Annotated in this window: 14 protein-coding genes; 7 read left to right on the top strand and 7 right to left on the bottom strand. The window is 72.2% G+C overall.

Going from position 1 to position 18,043, the window contains the following annotated elements; genetic code table 11:
- Positions 1 to 3: 3 nt before the first annotated feature.
- Positions 4 to 1,497: a carboxylesterase/lipase family protein gene (locus ACLQ3K_RS16780; protein WP_426000859.1), complete on the top strand. Its 1,494-nt coding sequence runs from the start codon at positions 4 to 6 to the stop codon at positions 1,495 to 1,497.
- A 28-nt stretch (positions 1,498 to 1,525) separates the two neighbouring features.
- Here the strand turns inward: ACLQ3K_RS16780 and ACLQ3K_RS16775 are convergent, their stop codons facing one another.
- The 3 genes from ACLQ3K_RS16775 to ACLQ3K_RS16765 form a co-directional block, all read right to left on the bottom strand.
- A complete protein-coding gene (locus tag ACLQ3K_RS16775) occupies positions 1,526 to 4,762 on the bottom strand; it encodes an arabinosyltransferase domain-containing protein (RefSeq protein ID WP_426000857.1) in 3,237 nt (1,078 codons plus the stop codon).
- Positions 4,763 to 4,771: 9 nt separating this feature from the next.
- On the bottom strand, positions 4,772 to 8,179 hold the full coding sequence (locus ACLQ3K_RS16770) for an arabinosyltransferase domain-containing protein (protein WP_426000855.1): 3,408 nt from the start codon (positions 8,177 to 8,179) through the stop codon (positions 4,772 to 4,774).
- Between the two features lie 110 nt (positions 8,180 to 8,289).
- Positions 8,290 to 11,541, bottom strand: coding sequence for an arabinosyltransferase domain-containing protein (locus ACLQ3K_RS16765; RefSeq protein WP_426000853.1), 3,252 nt, complete (start codon positions 11,539 to 11,541; stop codon positions 8,290 to 8,292).
- 101 nt (positions 11,542 to 11,642) lie between these two features.
- Here ACLQ3K_RS16765 and ACLQ3K_RS16760 point away from each other — a divergent pair, with 101 nt between their 5' ends.
- Both ACLQ3K_RS16760 and ACLQ3K_RS16755 read left to right on the top strand, forming a co-directional pair.
- Complete coding sequence (locus ACLQ3K_RS16760; RefSeq protein ID WP_224645602.1) at positions 11,643 to 12,068, top strand: ImmA/IrrE family metallo-endopeptidase; 426 nt, start codon at positions 11,643 to 11,645, stop codon at positions 12,066 to 12,068.
- On the top strand, positions 12,065 to 13,117 hold the full coding sequence (locus ACLQ3K_RS16755; RefSeq protein WP_224645603.1) for a hypothetical protein: 1,053 nt from the start codon (positions 12,065 to 12,067) through the stop codon (positions 13,115 to 13,117). Before ACLQ3K_RS16760 ends, ACLQ3K_RS16755 begins: the two co-directional genes overlap by 4 nt.
- A 54-nt stretch (positions 13,118 to 13,171) precedes the next feature.
- Here the strand turns inward: ACLQ3K_RS16755 and ACLQ3K_RS16750 are convergent, their stop codons facing one another.
- Entirely contained in the window at positions 13,172 to 13,531 is a 360-nt protein-coding gene (locus tag ACLQ3K_RS16750; RefSeq protein ID WP_426000851.1) for a hypothetical protein, read from the bottom strand.
- Between the two features lie 159 nt (positions 13,532 to 13,690).
- On the opposite strand from ACLQ3K_RS16750, the gene aroQ reads away from it, so the two are divergent.
- Positions 13,691 to 14,137 (top strand): type II 3-dehydroquinate dehydratase, encoded by a 447-nt coding sequence (gene aroQ / locus ACLQ3K_RS16745; RefSeq protein WP_426000849.1) that lies wholly within the window; start codon positions 13,691 to 13,693, stop codon positions 14,135 to 14,137.
- A gap of 76 nt (positions 14,138 to 14,213) precedes the next feature.
- Here the strand turns inward: aroQ and ACLQ3K_RS16740 are convergent, their stop codons facing one another.
- Positions 14,214 to 14,795, bottom strand: a complete 582-nt coding sequence (locus ACLQ3K_RS16740) for a TetR/AcrR family transcriptional regulator C-terminal domain-containing protein (RefSeq protein ID WP_426000847.1) — start codon at positions 14,793 to 14,795, stop codon at positions 14,214 to 14,216.
- Between the two features lie 40 nt (positions 14,796 to 14,835).
- Between ACLQ3K_RS16740 and ACLQ3K_RS16735 the strand changes: the two genes are divergently transcribed.
- From ACLQ3K_RS16735 to ACLQ3K_RS16725, 3 genes are read left to right on the top strand one after another with little or no spacing between them, the layout of a single operon-like run.
- Entirely contained in the window at positions 14,836 to 15,402 is a 567-nt protein-coding gene (locus tag ACLQ3K_RS16735) for a biotin transporter BioY (protein WP_426000845.1), read from the top strand.
- A gap of 43 nt (positions 15,403 to 15,445) precedes the next feature.
- Positions 15,446 to 16,129 (top strand): energy-coupling factor ABC transporter ATP-binding protein, encoded by a 684-nt coding sequence (locus tag ACLQ3K_RS16730; RefSeq protein ID WP_426000843.1) that lies wholly within the window; start codon positions 15,446 to 15,448, stop codon positions 16,127 to 16,129.
- A complete protein-coding gene (locus ACLQ3K_RS16725; RefSeq protein WP_426000841.1) occupies positions 16,129 to 16,704 on the top strand; it encodes an energy-coupling factor transporter transmembrane component T family protein in 576 nt (191 codons plus the stop codon). Before ACLQ3K_RS16730 ends, ACLQ3K_RS16725 begins: the two co-directional genes overlap by 1 nt.
- A 9-nt stretch (positions 16,705 to 16,713) precedes the next feature.
- On the opposite strand, the gene ACLQ3K_RS16720 is transcribed toward ACLQ3K_RS16725, so the two are convergent.
- Together ACLQ3K_RS16720 and ACLQ3K_RS16715 are read right to left on the bottom strand one after the other, a co-directional pair.
- The gene (locus ACLQ3K_RS16720) at positions 16,714 to 17,853 is read right to left on the bottom strand and encodes a N(5)-(carboxyethyl)ornithine synthase (RefSeq protein WP_426000839.1); all 1,140 of its coding nucleotides are present in this window, start codon (positions 17,851 to 17,853) and stop codon (positions 16,714 to 16,716) included.
- A complete protein-coding gene (locus ACLQ3K_RS16715) occupies positions 17,850 to 17,981 on the bottom strand; it encodes a hypothetical protein (protein WP_426000837.1) in 132 nt (43 codons plus the stop codon). Before ACLQ3K_RS16715 ends, ACLQ3K_RS16720 begins: the two co-directional genes overlap by 4 nt.
- Positions 17,982 to 18,043: the final 62 nt, after the last annotated feature.

Here is an 18,043-nt window from a genome sequence, read left to right as displayed (position 1 = left end):
GGCATGACCTCCTCCGTCACCGCCGAGACCCGTTCCGGCCGCGTCCGCGGCACCGTCGAGCAGGGTGTGGCCCGCTTCCTGGGCCTGCCCTACGCAGCCCCGCTCGACGGTGCCGGCTGGCTCCTGCCCGCCGCGCCGCCCGCGCCGTGGGAGGGCGAGCGCGACGCCTCCGCCTTCGGCCCGACGGTGCCCAAGCCCGGCTACCAGGGCCCCGTCGCCGAGATCCTCACGGCCGAGCCGGACTTCCCCGGCGCCGAATGCCTCAACCTCAACGTCTGGGCGCCCGAGGGCGCCGACGGGCTGCCGGTCTTCGTCTGGATCCACGGCGGCGCCTTCCGCAACGGCAGCGGCCGCAGCGGCTACTACGACGGCGCCGCCTTCGCCCGCGACGGCGTCGTGTGCGTGACCATCAACTACCGGCTGGGCGCGCTCGGCTTCCTCGACACCGGCGACGAGCACACCAATCTCGGCCTGCGCGATCAGATCATGGCGCTGGAATGGGTGCGCGACAACATCGCCGGCTTCGGCGGCGACCCGGCGCGGGTCACCGTCGCGGGCGAGTCCGCCGGCGGGATGAGCGTCGGCTCGCTGCTCGGATCGCCCCTCGCACAGGGCCTGTTCGCCCAGGCCGTGCTGCAGAGCGGCGCGGGCCACCACGCGATCACCCGGGAGACCGCGCAGAAGGTTACCCGCGCCCTCGCCGAGCGACTCGGCGTGGAACCCAGCCGTGAGGGCTTCGCGACGGTCGAACCCGCCGCCCTCGTCGACGCCACGACGGCCCTCGACGCCGAGATCCAGGCGAACCCGGACCCCGCCGCGTGGGGCGAGCTCTCGCGGAACGTGATGATCTTCGAGCCGGTGATCGACGGGGACGTGCTGCCGCAGCTGCCGATCGACGCGATCCGCGCCGGCTCCGGCGCCGGCGTGCGGGTCCTGGTGGGCGCCAACGCCGACGAGGCCCGCTTCTTCATCGTTCCCGGCGGGCTGATCGACCTACTGCCCGACGCGGCGCTCGCCCCCACCGCCGCGAAGTACGGCCTGCCCGACCCGGCGGCCGCGGTCGCCGCGTACCGGGCGGCCGAGCCCGCCGCGTCGCCCGGGGACCTGTTCTGCCGCATCATGGCCGACTGGTTCTTCGGCATCCCCGCGGTGCGGATCGCCGAGGCCCGCGCGGACGCGCCGGCGGAGACCTTCTTCTACCGCTTCGACGAGCCGTCCACCGCGCTCGGCGGCCGCCTCGGCGCCTGCCACGCCGTCGAGCTCGCCTTCACCTTCGACAACCTCCACGCCGACGGGGTCACCAACCTGACCGGGCCGGACCCCTCACAGGCCGTCGCCGACGAGACCCACGGCGCCTGGGTGCGTTTCACCCGCGGCGAGGACCCGGGCTGGGCGCCCTACCTCCCCGCCCGCACCGTGCGGGTGTTCGGCGGGGAGGGCGGCACCGTCGTCGATCCCGCACCGGAACTCCGCGCCCTCTGGGACGGAGTGCGCTAGCGCGGACCGGCCGGTGCGCCGGCGCCGATCAGTACGGCGCGGAGCGCATCGGCCCCGGGGTGTACCAGCCCGTGCGGGTCGTGGTGCCGAGCTCCAGCTGCGCCGGTTCGGCCGCGGTCCACGGGGTGAACTTCGTCAGCGTGCCCCAGTCCATGGCCCACTTCCCCTTGAGGTAGGTGGGCACGATCTGCTCGTGGTACAGCGCGTCGCTCACGCCGAGCGGGCCGCCCGTCTTCCAGCCCTGCCACGTGTTCGAGGTGAGAACGGTCGCCATGTAATCCGGCGAGATCCGGTACTCGGGCCGCTCGAACAGGCCGTTGACCGCCCGTACCTGGTGCTGGCACGGGAAGGCGAAGGCCACCATGAAGTCCAACGCCACGACGGTGTCGCGGCCCAGGAACTCCTGCAGCGTCTTCATCGGCGTCATCCGCGGCGGCGTCACCACGATCGGATCGGCCGAGGGCACCTTGTCGTCGATGACCACGCGCACCGTGTTCGTACCGCGGGGCAGGTCGGCCGTCGGGAAGCGGAGGTTGCGCCAGTTGTTGTTGGTCCACGCGTCGAGCGGTGCCAGGCGGCCCAGCGGCTGCACCGCACCGTTCGCGGACCGGTTCCCGGCCTCGAGGAACAGCGTCCGGCCGTCGCGCTTCACGCCGTTCAGGCCGGTCGCCGCCACGGGGCCGCCGACGGAGAGGGTCACCAGAGGGGTCGACTCGTCGACCGCGCCGAGCGTGTACCAGTCGGTGGTCAGGTTGGCCAGGCCGGTCGCGCCGGAGGATCCGAGCACCGGCGTGGTCGCCGGGTTCAGGCCGAAGGGCAGCGGCACCCCGTCGGTCTTCGGGTCGGGATTGCGCTTGCCGCCCACCGTCTCCGGCACGTCGGAGTTGGTCACGTCGGTGTTGTGGCCCGGGTTCGACTTCACGGGCGAGAGCCAGCCGGGGATACCCGTGGGGGAGAAGCCCGTCGACTTGCCGGCCAGAGCCTGCGCCGCGCTCGGCACGGAACCGTCGGGCCGCGGGGCGGGCTTGAGCTGCCCCGCGTTGGGGTCGGTCTCCATCAGCACGTAGTCCGCCATCGAGCACGTATCGCCCTGCAGCGCCCGGACGTTCGACGCGGTCCAGGAGAAGCTGCCGCGCTGCGCGTAGGCGCCCTTCGCCATCGTGCCCACGTCGAAGAGCACCATCAGCATGGTGAGGATCGCCAGCGTCGGGAGGGTACGACCGTGGGTCTTCGTGGGCTCCGGCGCGTAGTCGCGACGGTAGTGCAGCCACAGGCCGTAGAGGGCCGTGAGCACCGAGGCGAAGAACAGCATCCAGGAGATCTCGAGCCCGAAGAGCTGCGGCGGCATGGTGTTCCAGGGGATGCCGTAGGTGCCCACCCAGTAGTAGCCGACGCGCGCCGCGAAGGAGATCGCGGCGATGAACAGCGCGGCGGCGGCGAAGAAGACGCGGTTGCGCTTCGAGCGCATCATCGGCGCCATCGTCAGCGTCGCCGCGACCGCGGCGATGCCCGCGGCGTAGCCGGCGAACAGGCCCAGGTGATGCGTCCACTTGGTCGGGGTGAACGCCAGCAGCACCACGGTGGCGAAGAAGACCGCCATGAGCCGCCACACGGGGCCCGCGGAGATGCCCGCCGGACGCTTGCGGCGCAGCATGAAGGTCAGCACCGTGAGCAGGCAGAGGAAGGCGGTGAGCACGCCGATGCGGCGCACGGCGGAGCCGTCCTCCGTCTCGAGCATCAGGTAGTAGTAGCGGACGCCCTCCTCGTACCAGTCCAGCGTCGGCCCGGTGACGCCCTTGACGGTGATGGCCTCCCGGAGGGCCGCCGCGGTCGGCGTGAAGAAGGCGTAGAACAGGTACGCCATGCCCGAGGCGAGGATCGGCGCGATCATCGGGAGCAGCCCGTCGCGCTTCCGGCGCTTGACGATGCGCGTGATGATCTGGCGCGACGCGGCGAGCAGGGCGGCCACGGCGATGAGGCCGCCGGGCGCGGCGCCCACGCAGAGCGCGGCGCACGGGACGGCGATCGCGACGGGCAGCATGCGACCGGTCGCGATGGCGCGCTCCACCGAGACCCAGGTCAGCAGGGAGAAGAAGACCACCGCAGGCTCGGGACGCAGGCCGTTGTTGAGCGGCAGCCAGATCAGCAGGAATCCGCCCGCGCCGGCCCACAGGGCGGCGGGGTTGTTGCGCACCGCGCGGCCGAGCCGCGGGATCATCTCGCGCGAGATGATCAGCCAGGTCAGGAGTCCGAAGATCAGCCCGGGCACGCGCATCGCGGGCGCCGCCGTCGTGAAGTGCGAGATCGCGGTGAACAGGTAGTCGTTCCAGCCGACCGGGTTCTCCGGCACGCCGAAGCTGCGGAAGTAGTTGATCATGTAGCCGCTGAACTTGGTCTGCGTGGCCATCGTGATCTGGTAGCCGTCGTCGGACGTGTTCGGGCCGATCAGCCACCAGATCCCGAGCACGCCGATCACGGTGAAGTCGACGGGCCGGGGGCGCAGCCAGCCCTGCGGCATGAACCGGATGTGGCCGCGGCCGTCGCGCATGTCCACGAAGCCCAGCGCGACGAGCGCGAGGATGGTGGCGGCGATGCCGACGATGATCGCGATCAGCTTGATCGTCGAGGGCGAGGTGTTGAAGCGGGTGTCCACCTGCGTCGCCACGTCGATGCCGGCGACGGGCGTCGACGGCGGGAGGTCGGTGTAGAAGCCGGCGATCTGCGGACGCAGGTTCGGGTCGGCGACGGTGTTCGACAGCTGGTTGGAGGTCTGCGCGCCCTCCGGCATCCCGGTGAACTCGGCCGTCGTCGCCTCGGGGGTCGAGACGAAGCGGATCGCGCAGCCCGCGCCGGCGCGCGCCACGTCGGCGCGGCTCGCCGTCGCCAGCGCGACGTCGCGGTCGGCGATGATGACGTTCTTGGCGTCCGCGCGGATCACCAGGCCCTGCAGGCCCGGGCGCGGGCCGTCCTCCGGGAGCGTCCGCAGCAGCGTGCCGCCGGCCGCGGGGAGTTCGTCGACCACCGAGCACGGCAGCGTGACGTCGAGCCGCACCGGCGTGTACGAGACCAGCGGAGCCTCGACGTTCGCGACCTTGCCGTTCTGCGGCCAGTGCAGTGCGGTGGTGGTCTCCTTGACGGGCAGGAAGGGGGTGAGGATCGCCAGGACGAAGCCCAGCAGGCCCGCGACGGCGGCGACGATCCGCCACTTCCCGTAGCGCTGCTCCGGCGGCACCGTCGCGGGTGCGGTCGAGTTATCGCTGCTCATCATCGATTCCTAGCTCTTCACCGTCTGGTTGGTCAGCGCGCGGATGGGGCCCTGGCGCCACCATCCCGACCGCGTCTGGACACCGACCGTCAGGTCCGCCGCGGGGGCGTCGTCGGCGAGGGGCGCGTACTGCTGAAGTTCGCCCCAGTCCCGGGTGAGGTCACCCGTCATGTACGTCGGCAGCGTCGTGGTCCGCAGCAGCGTGTCGGGCACCGTCAGGAGGCCGCCGGCCTCCCGCGCCTGCCAGGTCCCCGACGTCGAGAGCGCGTCCTTGCGGGTGGGCAGGATCCGCCACTTCGGGACCTCGTAGGTGCCGTTGCGGATGGCCAGCGGGCGCTGGCACGGGAACTGCTGGCCCACGAGCAGGTCGAGCAGGACCGGGTCCTTCTCGCCCACCACGTCCTGGAGGGTCCGCAGGCGCGGCACGCGCGGCGGCGTCACCGCCACCCACTGCTGTGCGCCCAGGTTCGGGTCGCGCACGTGGATGCGGACCACGTTCGCGGCCGGCGGGATGGCCTCCATCGGGACCCGCAGGTTGCGCCAGGGCTTGTTGGGGCCCGGGTCGATCGGGTCGATGACGCCGCGGGCGCCGATCGAGCCGTCGGCGCGGCGCTCGGCCCACTCCAGGGTCACGGGCTGGCCGTACTCCTTCTTGCCGGTCGGGCCGACGGAGGAGATGGCGCCGGAGGCGGCGAAGGCCACGAGCGGTCGGTCGGCCGACCGCGCGGGCAGGCCGTACCAGTCGCTGAAGAGCTCCGCGGGCACCGTGTTCTGGCCGTACGAGCCGACGACCGGCGTGCGCGCCGGGTCGAGCCCGAAGGGCAGGGCGGCGGTGCTGCCGTTGACGGTGCGCGGCCCGGTGCCGCCTCCGGTGCCCGCCGTCGCCGCGGTCGACGTGAACGGCGACGTGATCGGCGACGCCATGTTGATCTGGCCGGGCGCCGAGCTGATCGCCAGGGGCTTGAGCTCGTTCGGGATCCCGTCGGGCGTGAAGCCGGTCGATCCCGCCCCGACCAGCGCCTGCGCGGCTGGACGGCCCTCGGCGGAGGTGAGCATGTCGGCGTTCGGGTCGGTCTCCACGAGCACCGAGCGCGCCATTCCGCAGCTCTTGCCGCGCAGCGCGTCCAGGTTGCCCTTGGCCACGGTGTACGTGGCCGGGTTCGAGACATAGGCCTTCGCGAAGATCGCGCCCTCGCCGAGCACCAGCATGCCCAGGACCGCCACCAGCGGCAGCGAGGCCAGCTGCAGCCGGCGCCGGCTGCGCAGCGCCTGGTCGCGGTCGGCCCGGGTGTGCGTGGCGAGCTCCGCGTCGTCGAGCGCGGATTCGTCGACGGTGCCGTCCTCGACCAGGCCGCCCTCGCCGCGGCCGCGGAAGTCGATCCGGAAGTGCTGCCACGCGGCGAGCGCGCCCGCCAGGCCGGCCAGGATCAGGAAGGCCTTGCTGAAGGTGATGCCGGCGACCTCGGGCTGCCGGTCGAACCACGGCACGCCCCACAGGTACGGCCACGACCACAGGTTGAAGCCCGCGAAGGCGGCGGCCAGTGCGAAGAGCATCCCGCACAGGAAGAAGGTGAAGTTCCGGACGGAGGTGCGGGCGGCCTCGACCACCGCCACCGTCGTCACCGCGGCCAGCGCGGCGGCGAGCCCGGCATACACCCCGAAGTGCACGGTCCACTTGGTGGGCGTGAGCGAGAGGAGGGCCGCCGCGATGAAGACGGCGCCGACCAGGCGCCACACCGGGCCCGGCGCGATCCGCGGGATCCGGCGGCCGCGGAGCATGACGAACAGCGCCACGAACAGGCACATGACGAACAGGTAGACCGGCACGCGGCGGACCAGCGAGCCGTCGGTCGTCTCGACCGTGAGGAAGAAGAAGCGCAGGTACTCCTGCGTCCACGGCGCGGCCGGGCCCACCTCGAGCCGGATCCGGATGGCCTCGGCCACCGAGGCCAGCGACTGGTCGCGGAAGGCGATCGGGATCACCACGGCCGCGGCGGCGAGCACCGGCAGGACCAGCGCGGCCAGGCCGGCCTCGCGCCGTCGCGCGACGAGCACGCGGAGCACCGCGGCCGACGAGGCCAGCAGCAGGGCCGCCGCGACGACGCCCTGCGGGGCGAGGCCCAGCGTCAGGCCCGCCGCCATCGCGGCGACCGCCGCGGGCAGCGCGCGGTGGGTCGCGACGGACCGCTCGACGGCGGCCCAGGTGACGATGGTGCCGAGCACGATGATCGGCTCGGAGCGCAGGCCCGAGGCCAGCGGGAACCAGAAGGCCAGGAGCATCGCGCCCGCGGTCCACACGGCCAGCGGGTAGCGGCGCACGCCCGGGCCGAGGCGCGGCAGTAGCACGCGGCTGAGCAGCAGCCACGTGAGTGCGCCCGCGGCCAGCATCGGCAGCCGCATCCAGATCGCGTTCGCGCTGATCGAGCCCCAGTGCGAGAGGAAGGTGTAGTACCAGTCGAAGGGCGCCTCGGGGGCGCCGAAGAATCGGTAGTAGTTGGCCGTGTAGCCGGCCTCGGGCGCGACCTTGCCCATCGACAGGATGTAGCCGTCGTCGGAGCTGCCCGCGCCGAGCACGGTCCACAGGGCGAGGCCGCCGAGCACGGCCACGTCGACGAGGCGGGGGCGCAGGATCTGCCCGACGGTGCGGTGCGGCGCGCGACGGTGGTGGCCGAAGTTCCGGTCCAGCAGCCACAGCGCGATCAGCGAGGCGAGCACGCTGAGCAGGCCGATGCCGATCGCCGCGGCCTTGAGGGGCGACGGCGACAGCTCGAAGCGGGTGTCGAGGTCCGCGTGCAGGCGCAGGCCCGGGCCCGCGGCGGCGACGTCGGCGGCCTTCAGGGAGGTGAAGACGCCGCCCATGACGGGGCGGTTCTCCGTGGGGATGGACCCCGCCACGTCGATGCCCTCGAAGCGCGCGCCCACCTCGGCGGCGTTGGACCACAGGCGCAGCTGCGAGCAGCCGCGCAGCCGGTCGACGGGCGCCGCGGCGATGACGGTGTTGCGGGAGGAGACGGTGACCGCCTGGCCCGGCCCGGGCGCCCCGACGGTGACGTTCAGGCCCAACTCGCGGGCGGCGCCCGAGCCCACGGGCAGCGTCGAGAGGACGGTGCCCCCGGAGCCGGCGGCGCGGGCGATCGCCGAGCACGGCACCGTCGCCGTGAGGTCGGCGGGCGACTGCGTGACGAGGGAGGCCGTGACCTCCGCGCTCTCGGCCCCGGGTCGCAGCTGCGGCCAGTCGAGCGAGGCGGTGGCCTGCTGGACGGGCAGCAGCGGGGTCAGCAGGCAGAGCAGCAGGCCGACCGCACCGGCGACGACCGCGGCGAGGCGGGCGACACCGGCGGCTCGCGGCGGCGCCGCGGCGGCGGCTCGACGCTGGGGGCCGGGCTCCGACTCGGAGCGGGACGTAGGCACGGACACGGGTGCTCATGGTATGCGAGTCAGCTGCGAGAACCGATTCGCCGTCCGGGGAAGACGGGATCGCTTAAGGGATTCTCAGTCCGTGCGATGCCGCAGGTCAGGAAAGTCCGTCAGGAATCGGTCCGGTCCTTGCGGATCGGCGCCTCGACGTGCGTGCCCCAGACGGTGCGGGTCCCGAGTGTGAGATCCGCCGCACGCGCCTGGGAGTACGGAACGAGCCGCATCACGTCGCCGAAGTCCTGGCCCAGGTCGCCCTGGAGGTAGCCGGGGATCTTCTCCTGCTGGAGCAGCATCTGTGACCAGCCGAGCGGGCCGCCGCCGAGGGTGCCCTCCCACTCCGTGGTGACGGGCGACAGGTTCTGATCGGGGGTGATCCGCCACTGCGGCACCTCCGCGACGCCGTTGGCGTGGCTGAACGGCCGCTGGCACGGGAAGGCCAGGCCGGACGTCCAGTCGAGCAGCACCGGCTCGGTGGAGCCGATCAGTTCCTGCGCCGTGACCAGCTTCGACACCCGCGGCGGGGTCACGGCGAGCCAGTGGTCGATCGCCAGGTCGTCGTCGAGCGCGACGACTCGGATCGCGGTGGCGTCCGCGGGCAGGTCGGTGCGGGGCAGGCGCAGGTTCCGCCACGCCGGCTTCGGCCCGATGTCGATGAAGGACTTCTTGCCCGCGACCTTCGGCTGCGCGCCGGCGGCCGGCGGATCGGTGGAGTACTCGACGTAGAGCTCGTCGTCGGTGAACTTCCCGGCGGCGGAGAGCGTGATGAGCGAGCGGTCCGCGGCGTTCGCCGGCAGCGGGTACCACTTCGAGACCACCTGGGCCTTGACCTGGCCCTCCTGCGAGTAGGAGCCGAGCACCGGGGTGCGCGCGGGATCCAGGCCGTAGGGCAGACGCATGTGCGAGCCGTTGATCCCGGCCGTCGACGTGCGGCCCGACGTGGTGTCCTGCGGCAGCCGCGCCATCGCGTCGAGCGAGGTGCTCGAATCGTCGGTGTTGGAGCTGGTGGTGGCGTTGATGATGGTCGGCACCCCGTCGGGCGAGACGCCGGTGGTGCCCGGCCCGGCGAGGCCGTCGCGGATGTTCCCGTCGAGCGGCAGCAGCAGGCCCGACGTGGGATCCGGCTCGGTGAGCACGTAATCGGCCAGGTTGCAGCCGTCGCCGCCGAACGCCCGGAGGTTCGCCTTGCCGTTGGAGAACGAGGAGAACTGGGTGATGCCGGTCGTCGCGAGCATCGAGCCGACGCACAACACGACCACCGTCCAGGCGGCCCACGTGATCGACGACTGGCGACTGAAGAAGTCGACGACCCGCTTCGCCCGCGGCGGCACCGGGGCCGGATCGGGCTCGTGGAAGTGCAGCCACCCGGCGACCAGCAGCGCGACGCCCGCCCCGGCGAAGAAGACCGTGCCGAGGGCGAGCACCGTCGACTCGCCCCAGGGCACGCCGTAGTTGCTGGCGTACCACCAGCCGTTCGGGCCGCTGAAGGACAGGCCGAGCACCAGGAGGACCACGGAGGCGCTCAGCGCGCGATTGCGGGCGCTGCGCAGGGCCGCGGGGGCCAGCGCGATCGCCGTGAGCGCGGCCAGCGCGCCCGCCAGGCCCGCGAAGGCGCCGAACTGGTGCGTCCACTTGGTGGGGGTGAACATGAGCAGCAGCAGGCCGCCCAGCGTGACGGCCACGAGGCGCCGGCTCGGCCCGAGGCTCGCGCCGGGGATCCGGCCCTTGCGCAGCAGCACCGCGCCCGTGAGCAGCAGGCAGGCGATGGTGACGATGACCGCGAACCGTCGGGCGACGCCGCCGTCGGCCGTGAACGTGAACAGGGCCGAGTACCGGTCGATCTCGTTGTACCACTTCTTGGTGTCGACGACGGTGCCCACGTCGGACTGCATCAGCGTCTTCTGCACGAAGGCCGACGCGGTGAGCTTGGAGAAGATGATCGGCACCAGCAGCACCCCGGCGGCGAGCACCGGCGCCACGTACGCGGCGATCGTGAGCCGGAACCCGGCGGGGCTCGTGCGGGCCCGGGCGAGGATCCGCCGGCCCACCGGCCGCACGCCGGCCAGCAGCGCGGCCACCGTCATGATGCCCGTCGGCCCGGCCGCCACCGTCCACCCCGCGAAGACCGCGGCCGCCGCGAAGGGCAGGACCCGGCCCGTCGCGATCGCCCGCTCCACCGAGCACCAGGTGAGCAGCGCGCCCAGGGCGATCACGGGCTCGGGGCGCAGCCCGTTGTTGAAGGCGAACCAGTAGACCAGGAAGACCCCGGCGGCGGCCCACAGCGCGAACCGCGAGCGCGCGGCCCGGCCCAGCCGGGGCACCACCTCCCGGCTGATGATCAGCCAGGTCGCGATCCCGCAGATCAGGGCGGGCAGCCGGACCCACGGGCTGGCCGTCGAGAGGTGCGAGAGCCAGGCGAAGGCCTGGTAGTACCAGCCGAAGGGGGTTTCAGGCGCGCCGTACCAGCGGTAGTAGTTCGCGGTGTAGCCCGCGGCCTCCGCCGTCCGGGCCATGGTGAGGATGTAGCCGTCGTCGGAGGTGTTCGCGCCGATCACGTGCCAGGTAGCCAGCAGGGCGAGGACGGTGCTGTCGAGCTTCGTCGGGCGCCACCACCCCTCGGGCATGATCCGACGGTGCCGGCGGCCGTCGGCCGCGACGTCGAGCCGGTGCAGGGCGACGAGGCTCGCGAGGATCAGCGCGATCGCGAGGACGATGACGACCCACCGGGCGGCGGCCGGAACCGTCGAGTAGCGCGTGTCGATATCCGCACGGAACTGAATCCGCGTGCTGCCCGTGACTGTGCCATGCAGGTCTGTGAACACCCCGACGACCTGGGGCCGGTAGTCGAAGCCGTTGTCCTTGCCGCCCGCGAGGGGCGTGCCGTCGGGGGCGGAGACGCCCACGACCTCGGCCTTCACCGTCTTGTTGTCGCCGGAGAAGACGATCGCGCGACAGCCCGGGGCGGTCAGCGCCGCGACGTCGACCGTGAGCAGGGGGGTGTTGCGGACCACCACCTCCAGCATGCGCCGCTGGTCGGGGAGTGTGTTGACGCCGATGGTCATGCCCCGTCGGACGGTGTCGGGGGAGTCGACGGGCCCGGTCGCGACCAGGGTCCCAGCGCCCCCCGGAAGTCCGCCCACAGCGGAACAGGGGATTGTGACGTCGACCCTATCGGGCACGTAGGACATGAGCGGCGCCGTGACGGCCTCGAGCGATCCGCGCTGCGGCCAGTCCAGTGCGGCGGTGGTCTGCTGGACCGGCATGAACGGCGTGAGCAGCGCGAACAGGACGCCGAGAACGCCGGTCAGTGCGGCGGTCCGGGCCGTGGAGCGGACGGTGCGGGCAGCGTCGGACGGTTCGGGCACCCCGCGAGTCTAGACGTCGCGACCTGGCGGAATCCGGGCGAACCGGTTCTATGAGTGGCTTGGTGTACAACGAGCCGACGAACCGACGTATCGTTTCGGTCATGAGGGGATCCGACCGGCCGACACGCGCAGTCCGCGCCGTCGTGCGTGCGGTGACCCCGCAGTCCGGATCGGGTCCGGGAACCGTCGCCGAAGTGGTCGCCGCGTACTCCGAGCATCTCGGCCGGCGGATCGACGTGCAGCGCATGACGCTGCCCGTCGGCGTCTTCGGGATGTGGCTGCGCTCCGACGAACGCGACCTGCTGGTGGTCTCCAGCGGCGTCGCCACCTTCGAGCAGACGCTCGCGCACGAACTGGGCCACCTGGTGCTCGGCCACGAGCAGGGCTGCTCCTCCGATCCCGACAGCGGCCGGGCCGCGCGGTGCGAGGCCGAGGCGGAGTCCTTCGCCACGCTGCTCGTGCGCCGTGTGAAGGCCGGGCACACGATCACCCGCGTCGACTCGGTGGTCGACGAACTGCTCGGATGATCGCGTCGCTCGTCGCACCGATCCTCTGGCTCGGTGCGCTGGAAAGATTCAGCCGGTGGCAGACGAACCGGAACCCCCCGGCGGGCGGTGCGCTGCTCACCGCGGTCGCGCTCGCGCTGATGGTCACCATCGACACCCCGGTGTCCATCGAGGCGCTGGGCCGACTGGGCCTGTCCGAGTACGAAGTGGTGACCATCGAGCGGGTCCTGCTGCTCGTGGCCTGCTACGGCGCGCTCGTCTTCGCCTTCGCGCTCGACGGGCGGTTGAGCCGGGCCCGGCTCCTGGTATGGGCGCCGCCGCTCGTCGTGGTCGGCGTGATCATCGTGACCGGGTCCGCCCTCGGCCACCTCGGCGACCCGACGGGCTTGGGCTTCGGCGGCGACTTCGGGCTCGCGGTCGAGACGGCGCTGGTCTACACCTGCCTCGGAGCCACGGCGCTGGTCGTGGCCGTGTCCACGTGGCGGGTGTCCAAGCGCAGCCGGGTGCACCGCGCGCAGCTCCGGCTTCTGGCGCTGGGTGGGGTCCTGCTCGCGGTCGTCGCGGTCGCGAACGTCATCGCCGGCGGCGTCCTGCTCCAGCAGCTGCAGGTGGGCGTGTGGGTGCTCCGGCTGAACCGGTTCATGCTGGACGCCGCGTTCGCGAGCTGGACGCTGGTGCTGATGGCTTCGTGGCTCGCGTCGATCCTCATCTCGGCGCGGGAGTGGCTGCACTTCCGGCCGGCGTACGAGCAGGTCAAGGAGTTGTTCCCCGACCTCGAGGCCGTCGTGCGGCAGGGCGGCGGCTGGGTCGAGACGGCGGAGGCGCGTGCCGTCGTCGTGCTCGACGGCTGGGCGATGCTGGCCAGCCCCGGCGACGGCAAGTTGTCCGACGCCTCGCCGGTCGACCGCGCCGCCGCGGTGGCGCGATGGCTGGATCGTGAGGCGCCGTACGGCTCCGTGCACGCCGTCGATCTGGAGCCCCCGTCGGGCTGGCGGACCTCGCGCTGGACGGCCGCAGTGACGAAAAGGGCCCAGCACACCCCGTCGCCCCTGTTGGAGCGGGTGCGCTGAGCCCCGGTGGGCCGCTACCGGCCCGGCGGGCCTAAGGCCCGGAGAGTGCACGGCCTAGGCCGTGCCCTCCTTGCCGTCCTCCGCCTCGAGCTCCGCGAGGAGCCCGGCGAGTGCCGCCCGACGGTCCGCTGAGAGCTTCGTCGAACGACGCGCCATCTCGAGCATGCCCGACTCGCGCAGCTCGCGGGTCAGCTCCAGGTCGCCCAGGACCTCGCGCTCGTAGAGCGGGTCCGAGAAGTACTCGGCGCGGACGCCGAAGGTCTGTGCGATGGACGCCACCATGTCGTACGCGGGGCGCGAGCTCCGGCCCGAGCGCAGCTGCGACAGATAGGGAACGGACAGCTTGCCGCCGCTCTCCTCGACCATCCTGCAGAACTCGGAGGAGGTGTAGGGCCCCCGGTCTGCGGGATGCACGACCTCGAAAAGTCGGTTCAATTTGGCCGCGAACGTCGTCATAAGGCCCTCCCTTCCAGATTGCGAATACTGGGAGATTACATGATCCACGGGGCCGATGCGCACGGCGTGGGACATGTATCCCATTTCCCTGGATCCGCTCCGGGCTATTCTGGCCCCATGGGAGCCCGCATTCTGGTGCTGAACGGACCGAATCTGAACATGCTCGGCGTGCGGCAGCCGCAGGTCTACGGGAAGAATTCGTACGCCGACGTCGTCGACGTTTGCCGCCGAGCGGCCGCCGCGCGCGACGCCGAAGTAGAAGTAGAGGTCCGTCAGACCAATGACGAGGCCGAGCTGGTGGGGTGGATCCACGATGTCGCACGCGACAGAAACTTCTCCGCGATCGTGATCAATCCGGCAGCGTGGACGCATACTTCAGTAGCGGTCGCCGATGCTTTGGTGATCCCCGAGGTGCCGATCATCGAGGTGCACATCTCCAACGTCCACGCGCGTGAGGCCTTCCGGCACCACTCCTACGTCTCGCCCATCGCCGCCGGCGTGATCGCCGGATTCGGGATCGCCGGCTACGGCTACGCCGTGGACCGCGCCGTCGACCTGTCCTGACCGGGGGCGCCTCCGGACCGAGGGCGCGCCCCGGCCGGGGCAGGTCGTTCGAAGGTCCGCTCGAGCCCGTGCCGGCTCAGGCCGGGGCGGTCGTGCGGGCGCGCAGCCCGTCGACGATGAGGTCGACGCCGCCTGCGAAGGCGCGGTCGGTGGCGGTCTGGTCGAGCTCACCCGCGGCGGCCCCGGCCCGCGCCATCGCCTCCCGGGTCTGCTCCTCGAAGGTGAAGCCCACGACGAAGTGCGTCAGCGTGAGGGCGACGGCGCTCGCGTCGGCGGGCCGGGCGCCGGCCGAGGCCGCGATCTCGGCGATCTGCGACTGCAGGTTGCTGGTGCCGAGCTGTGAGGCGAGCGACGCGGAGACCACCTCCGCCCCGTCGCGGTGCCTGCGCAGCACCGCGCGCAGGGCGTGCGCGTAGCCAGTGAGCTGTCGGTCCCAGCGCATCCGCGACTTCGACGCCGCCGCGGCCAACGCCGGATCGGCGAGGATGGTGTCGGCGATCGCCGCGAGCAGCGACTGCTTGTTCGGGATGTGCCAGTACAGCGCCCCCGGAGCGACGCCCAGGTCCGCCGCCACGCGACGCATCGTCAGGTCCGGGAGGCCCGACCGGTCGAGGACGCCGATCGCGGAGGTCAGCACGTCGGAGCGGTTGATGGCCACGGACTTGACTCTAGCCGAGCGCCCCGATACTTCTTGAACCGTGTTCAACGCCGCCACGTACCGCGCCACTCCGCGCGACCTCGCCCTCGTCGCCGTCTTCACCGCCCTCACCACGGTGCTGGCGATGCCCACCATCACGATCAGCGGCATCGCGCCCATCACCCTGCAGACCCTGGGCTTCATGCTGGCCGCGTCGCTGCTCGGCTTCCCGTGGGGCGGGGCCTCGGTGGCGCTCTACGTGCTGCTCATCGTCGTGGGGCTGCCGATCGGCGCGGGCGGCCGCGGCGGCCTGGCGGTGCTCACCGGCCCGACGGGCGGCTTCCTCCTCGGCGGTATCGTCGGCGCACTGGTGACCGGCTGGCTCGTCGACAAGTGGGGCCGCACCAATCCCTTCGCGGTGGGCCTCGCCAACATCATCGGGCTGGTGCTCATCGTCTACGCCATCGGCCTGCCGTGGCTGGGCTGGCGCACCGGCTCGGGACTGTTCGCCAAGCTCACGCTCGGTTTCCAGTTCGTCCCCGGCGACCTGATCAAGGTGGTCATCACGTCGCTCGTGGTGGTGACCGTGGCGCGGGCGTACCCCGCGATCGCGAAGAAGAGGGCATGACCGGGCGCGGGGTCGCCCGCCGCGCTCCCGCGAGGGCGCGGGCATGATCCGTCTCGACGACGTCCAGCACGCCTACGACGAACGCCCCGTCCTGCGGGGCATCACGGCGGAGCTGTCGGAGCGGCGGATCGGGATCATCGGCGCCAACGGCTCCGGCAAGTCGACGCTCGCGCGCACCTTCAACGGCCTGGTCGTCCCGGACGGCGGCACCGTCGAGACCCTGGGGCTGGACGTCCGGAAGAAGCGGTCCGAGGTGCGCCGGAAGGTGGGCTTCATGTTCGCCGACGCGGCCGCGCAGATCGTCATGCCCACACCCGCGGAGGACGTCGCGCTGTCGCTGCGCCCGCCGGGCCGCGGCCGACGGCGGCCCGTCGACACCGATCGGGTGATGGCGGTGCTCGCCGAGTTCGGCCTCGCCGACCACGCGGACGCCCCCGCGCAGTTGCTGAGCTCGGGGCAGAAGCAGATGCTGGCCTTCGCGTCCGTGCTTGTCACGGACCCGGAGATCCTCGTCTGCGACGAGCCTACGACCCTCCTCGACCTGCGCAACGTGCTCAAGGTCCGGGATCGGCTCGCCGCGCTGGAGCAGCAGGTCATCCTGCTGACGCATCACCTCGACATGCTCGACGACTTCGACCGGGTGCTGGTCATGGACGACGGTGCCCTCGTGCACGACGGTACGCCGGCGGAGTCGATCGCCTTCTACCGCGAGCTGGCGGCCCGCTGATGCTGGGCCGCTACGTCCCGCGCGCGTCCCCCCTGCATCGCGCCTCCGCCGCGGTGAAGCTACTGGCGATGCTGGCGCTCGTCACGTTCCTGGCGATCCTCCCGCGCCCGGTGCCGCTCGCGGTGTCGGCGCTGGCGGTGGCCGCGCTGTTCCCGGTGGCCCGGCTGCGCCCGGTGCACCTGTGGCGGGCCCTGCGCCCGGCGCTGCTCTTCGCGCTGGTGCTCACCGTGTTCTACCTGCTCAGTCAGGGTGTTTCCGACGGTGCCCGCGCGGCCGTCGGCCCCGTCGGGCAGCTCGTGGTGGGCGTGCTCGCGGGCAACCTCCTCGTCTTCACCACCCGCGCGACGGACCTCGCGGCGCTGGCCGGGCGGGTCCTCGGCTGGCGCGTGGAGCTGCTGGTCGCGCTGACGATCCGTTCCATCCCGACGGTGATCGCCGTCGTCCGGGAGACCCGGGAGGCGGCGTGGGCGCGGGGGCAGCGCGCCTCCCTGGTCCGCGTCCTCCCGACTGTGCTGGTCCGGCTGATCCGCGACGCGGACCTGCTCGGCGAGGCCCTCGCCGCCCGCGGTGTCTGAGCGGGGCGCCTACGGGTGCGGGTACGCGGCCGCGCGCCCCTGGAAGGACAGGATCGCGGGGTTCACGACCTGCCCGTCGCGGACCTCGATCGCGCGGCGGACCGTCTCGTTCGCGTCCCACGCCGCGGGCCCCGCCGCCACGATGTCGAGGAAGGGCAGCAGCGCCTCGCTGTTCTCCCACGTCGCGGAGTTCCACAGGTACGACGGGCTGTGGTCGACCGCGTAGTAGTCCACACGGTCGCCGACGACGAACATCGGTGCGTCGAACGACGTGGGCCGCGCCCAGCTGAACCCCATCCCGAGGTCGCACGACACGTCGACGATCAGCGTCCCGCGCCGGAACTCGGCGAGGTCCGCGGTGTCGAGGTAGACGAGCGGGTGATCGGTGTCCTGGAGCGTGCAGTTGACGATGATGTCGCGCTGGGCGAGGAAGGGCGCCAGGGGAACCCGCCCGCGGTCGGTGATCACGTGGCTCAGGTACGGCGCGGCCGCGTCGTGGTCGAACTGAGCGATCCGCACGGAGTGGATCGGCGAGCCGACCGCGGCGACCCCGCGGGTGGTCAGCACCGTCACGTCGTGCACGCCGTGGGCGTTGAGGGCCGTCACGGCGCCGCGGGCCGTCGCGCCGAAGCCGATCACCACGGCGCTGAGCCGGCGGCCGTAGTCGCCCGTCGAGCCGGTGAGCTGCAGCGCCTGCAGCACCGAGCAGTACCCGGCGAGCTCGTTGTTCTTGTGGAAGACGTGGACGCCCACGCCGCCGTCGACGGCCCAGTGGTTCATCGCCTCGAAGGCGATCACGGTGAGCCGCCGGTCGATCGCGATCTGGGTCAGCACCGGGTCTTGGACGCAGTGCGGCCACCCCCACAGCACGGCACCCTCCCGCAGCGCGGCGACGTCGGTGTGCTGCGGCTTGGGGAGGATCACCAGGTGCGCCTCCGCGATGAGGCGGTCCCGGTCCGCGAAGCCGCCGACCAGGGGTGCGAGGTCGTCGTCGGCGAATCCGAAGCGGTGACCGTAGTCGCGCTCGAGGATCATGCGCCGCCGGATCGCGGGCGCGATGCGCGGCAGGTGCGCGGGGTGCAGGGGGAGCCGGTACTCGTTCTCCTTGGCCGAGGTCCCGACGACGCCGATGGTGCTCGCGCCGGTCACTTCGTGGTGGGTCCGAGCTTGTCGTGGAGAGTCCGTTCCCCGGCCTTGGCCCGCTTGGCCGCGCGCTTCTCCTTGACCGACTTGCCGGAGGACTTGGACATGTGTTGCCGTGGCGACTTGTCGCTCATGGTGTTCCCTCGATCGGGAGCTGCGAATGGCTCCACCCTCGACCGTACGCCTGTCGCGTGGG

It is taken from the genome of Tsukamurella sp. DT100 (assembly GCF_049844855.1).
GTDB lineage: Bacteria > Actinomycetota > Actinomycetes > Mycobacteriales > Mycobacteriaceae > Tsukamurella.
This window is presented reverse-complemented; position numbering and strand designations above follow the sequence as displayed.

What these genes read in the sequence shown, in the direction of transcription:
- ACLQ3K_RS16780 (WP_426000859.1), top strand. Translation starts at nt 4, where the DNA reads ATGACCTCCTCCGTCACCGCCGAGACCCGTTCCGGCCGCGTCCGCGGC.
- ACLQ3K_RS16775 (WP_426000857.1), bottom strand. Translation starts at nt 4,762, where the DNA reads ATGAGCAGCGATAACTCGACCGCACCCGCGACGGTGCCGCCGGAGCAG.
- ACLQ3K_RS16760 (WP_224645602.1), top strand. Translation starts at nt 11,643, where the DNA reads ATGAGGGGATCCGACCGGCCGACACGCGCAGTCCGCGCCGTCGTGCGT.
- ACLQ3K_RS16755 (WP_224645603.1), top strand. Translation starts at nt 12,065, where the DNA reads ATGATCGCGTCGCTCGTCGCACCGATCCTCTGGCTCGGTGCGCTGGAA.
- aroQ (WP_426000849.1), top strand. Translation starts at nt 13,691, where the DNA reads ATGGGAGCCCGCATTCTGGTGCTGAACGGACCGAATCTGAACATGCTC.
- ACLQ3K_RS16730 (WP_426000843.1), top strand. Translation starts at nt 15,446, where the DNA reads ATGATCCGTCTCGACGACGTCCAGCACGCCTACGACGAACGCCCCGTC.
- ACLQ3K_RS16725 (WP_426000841.1), top strand. Translation starts at nt 16,129, where the DNA reads ATGCTGGGCCGCTACGTCCCGCGCGCGTCCCCCCTGCATCGCGCCTCC.
- ACLQ3K_RS16715 (WP_426000837.1), bottom strand. Translation starts at nt 17,981, where the DNA reads ATGAGCGACAAGTCGCCACGGCAACACATGTCCAAGTCCTCCGGCAAG.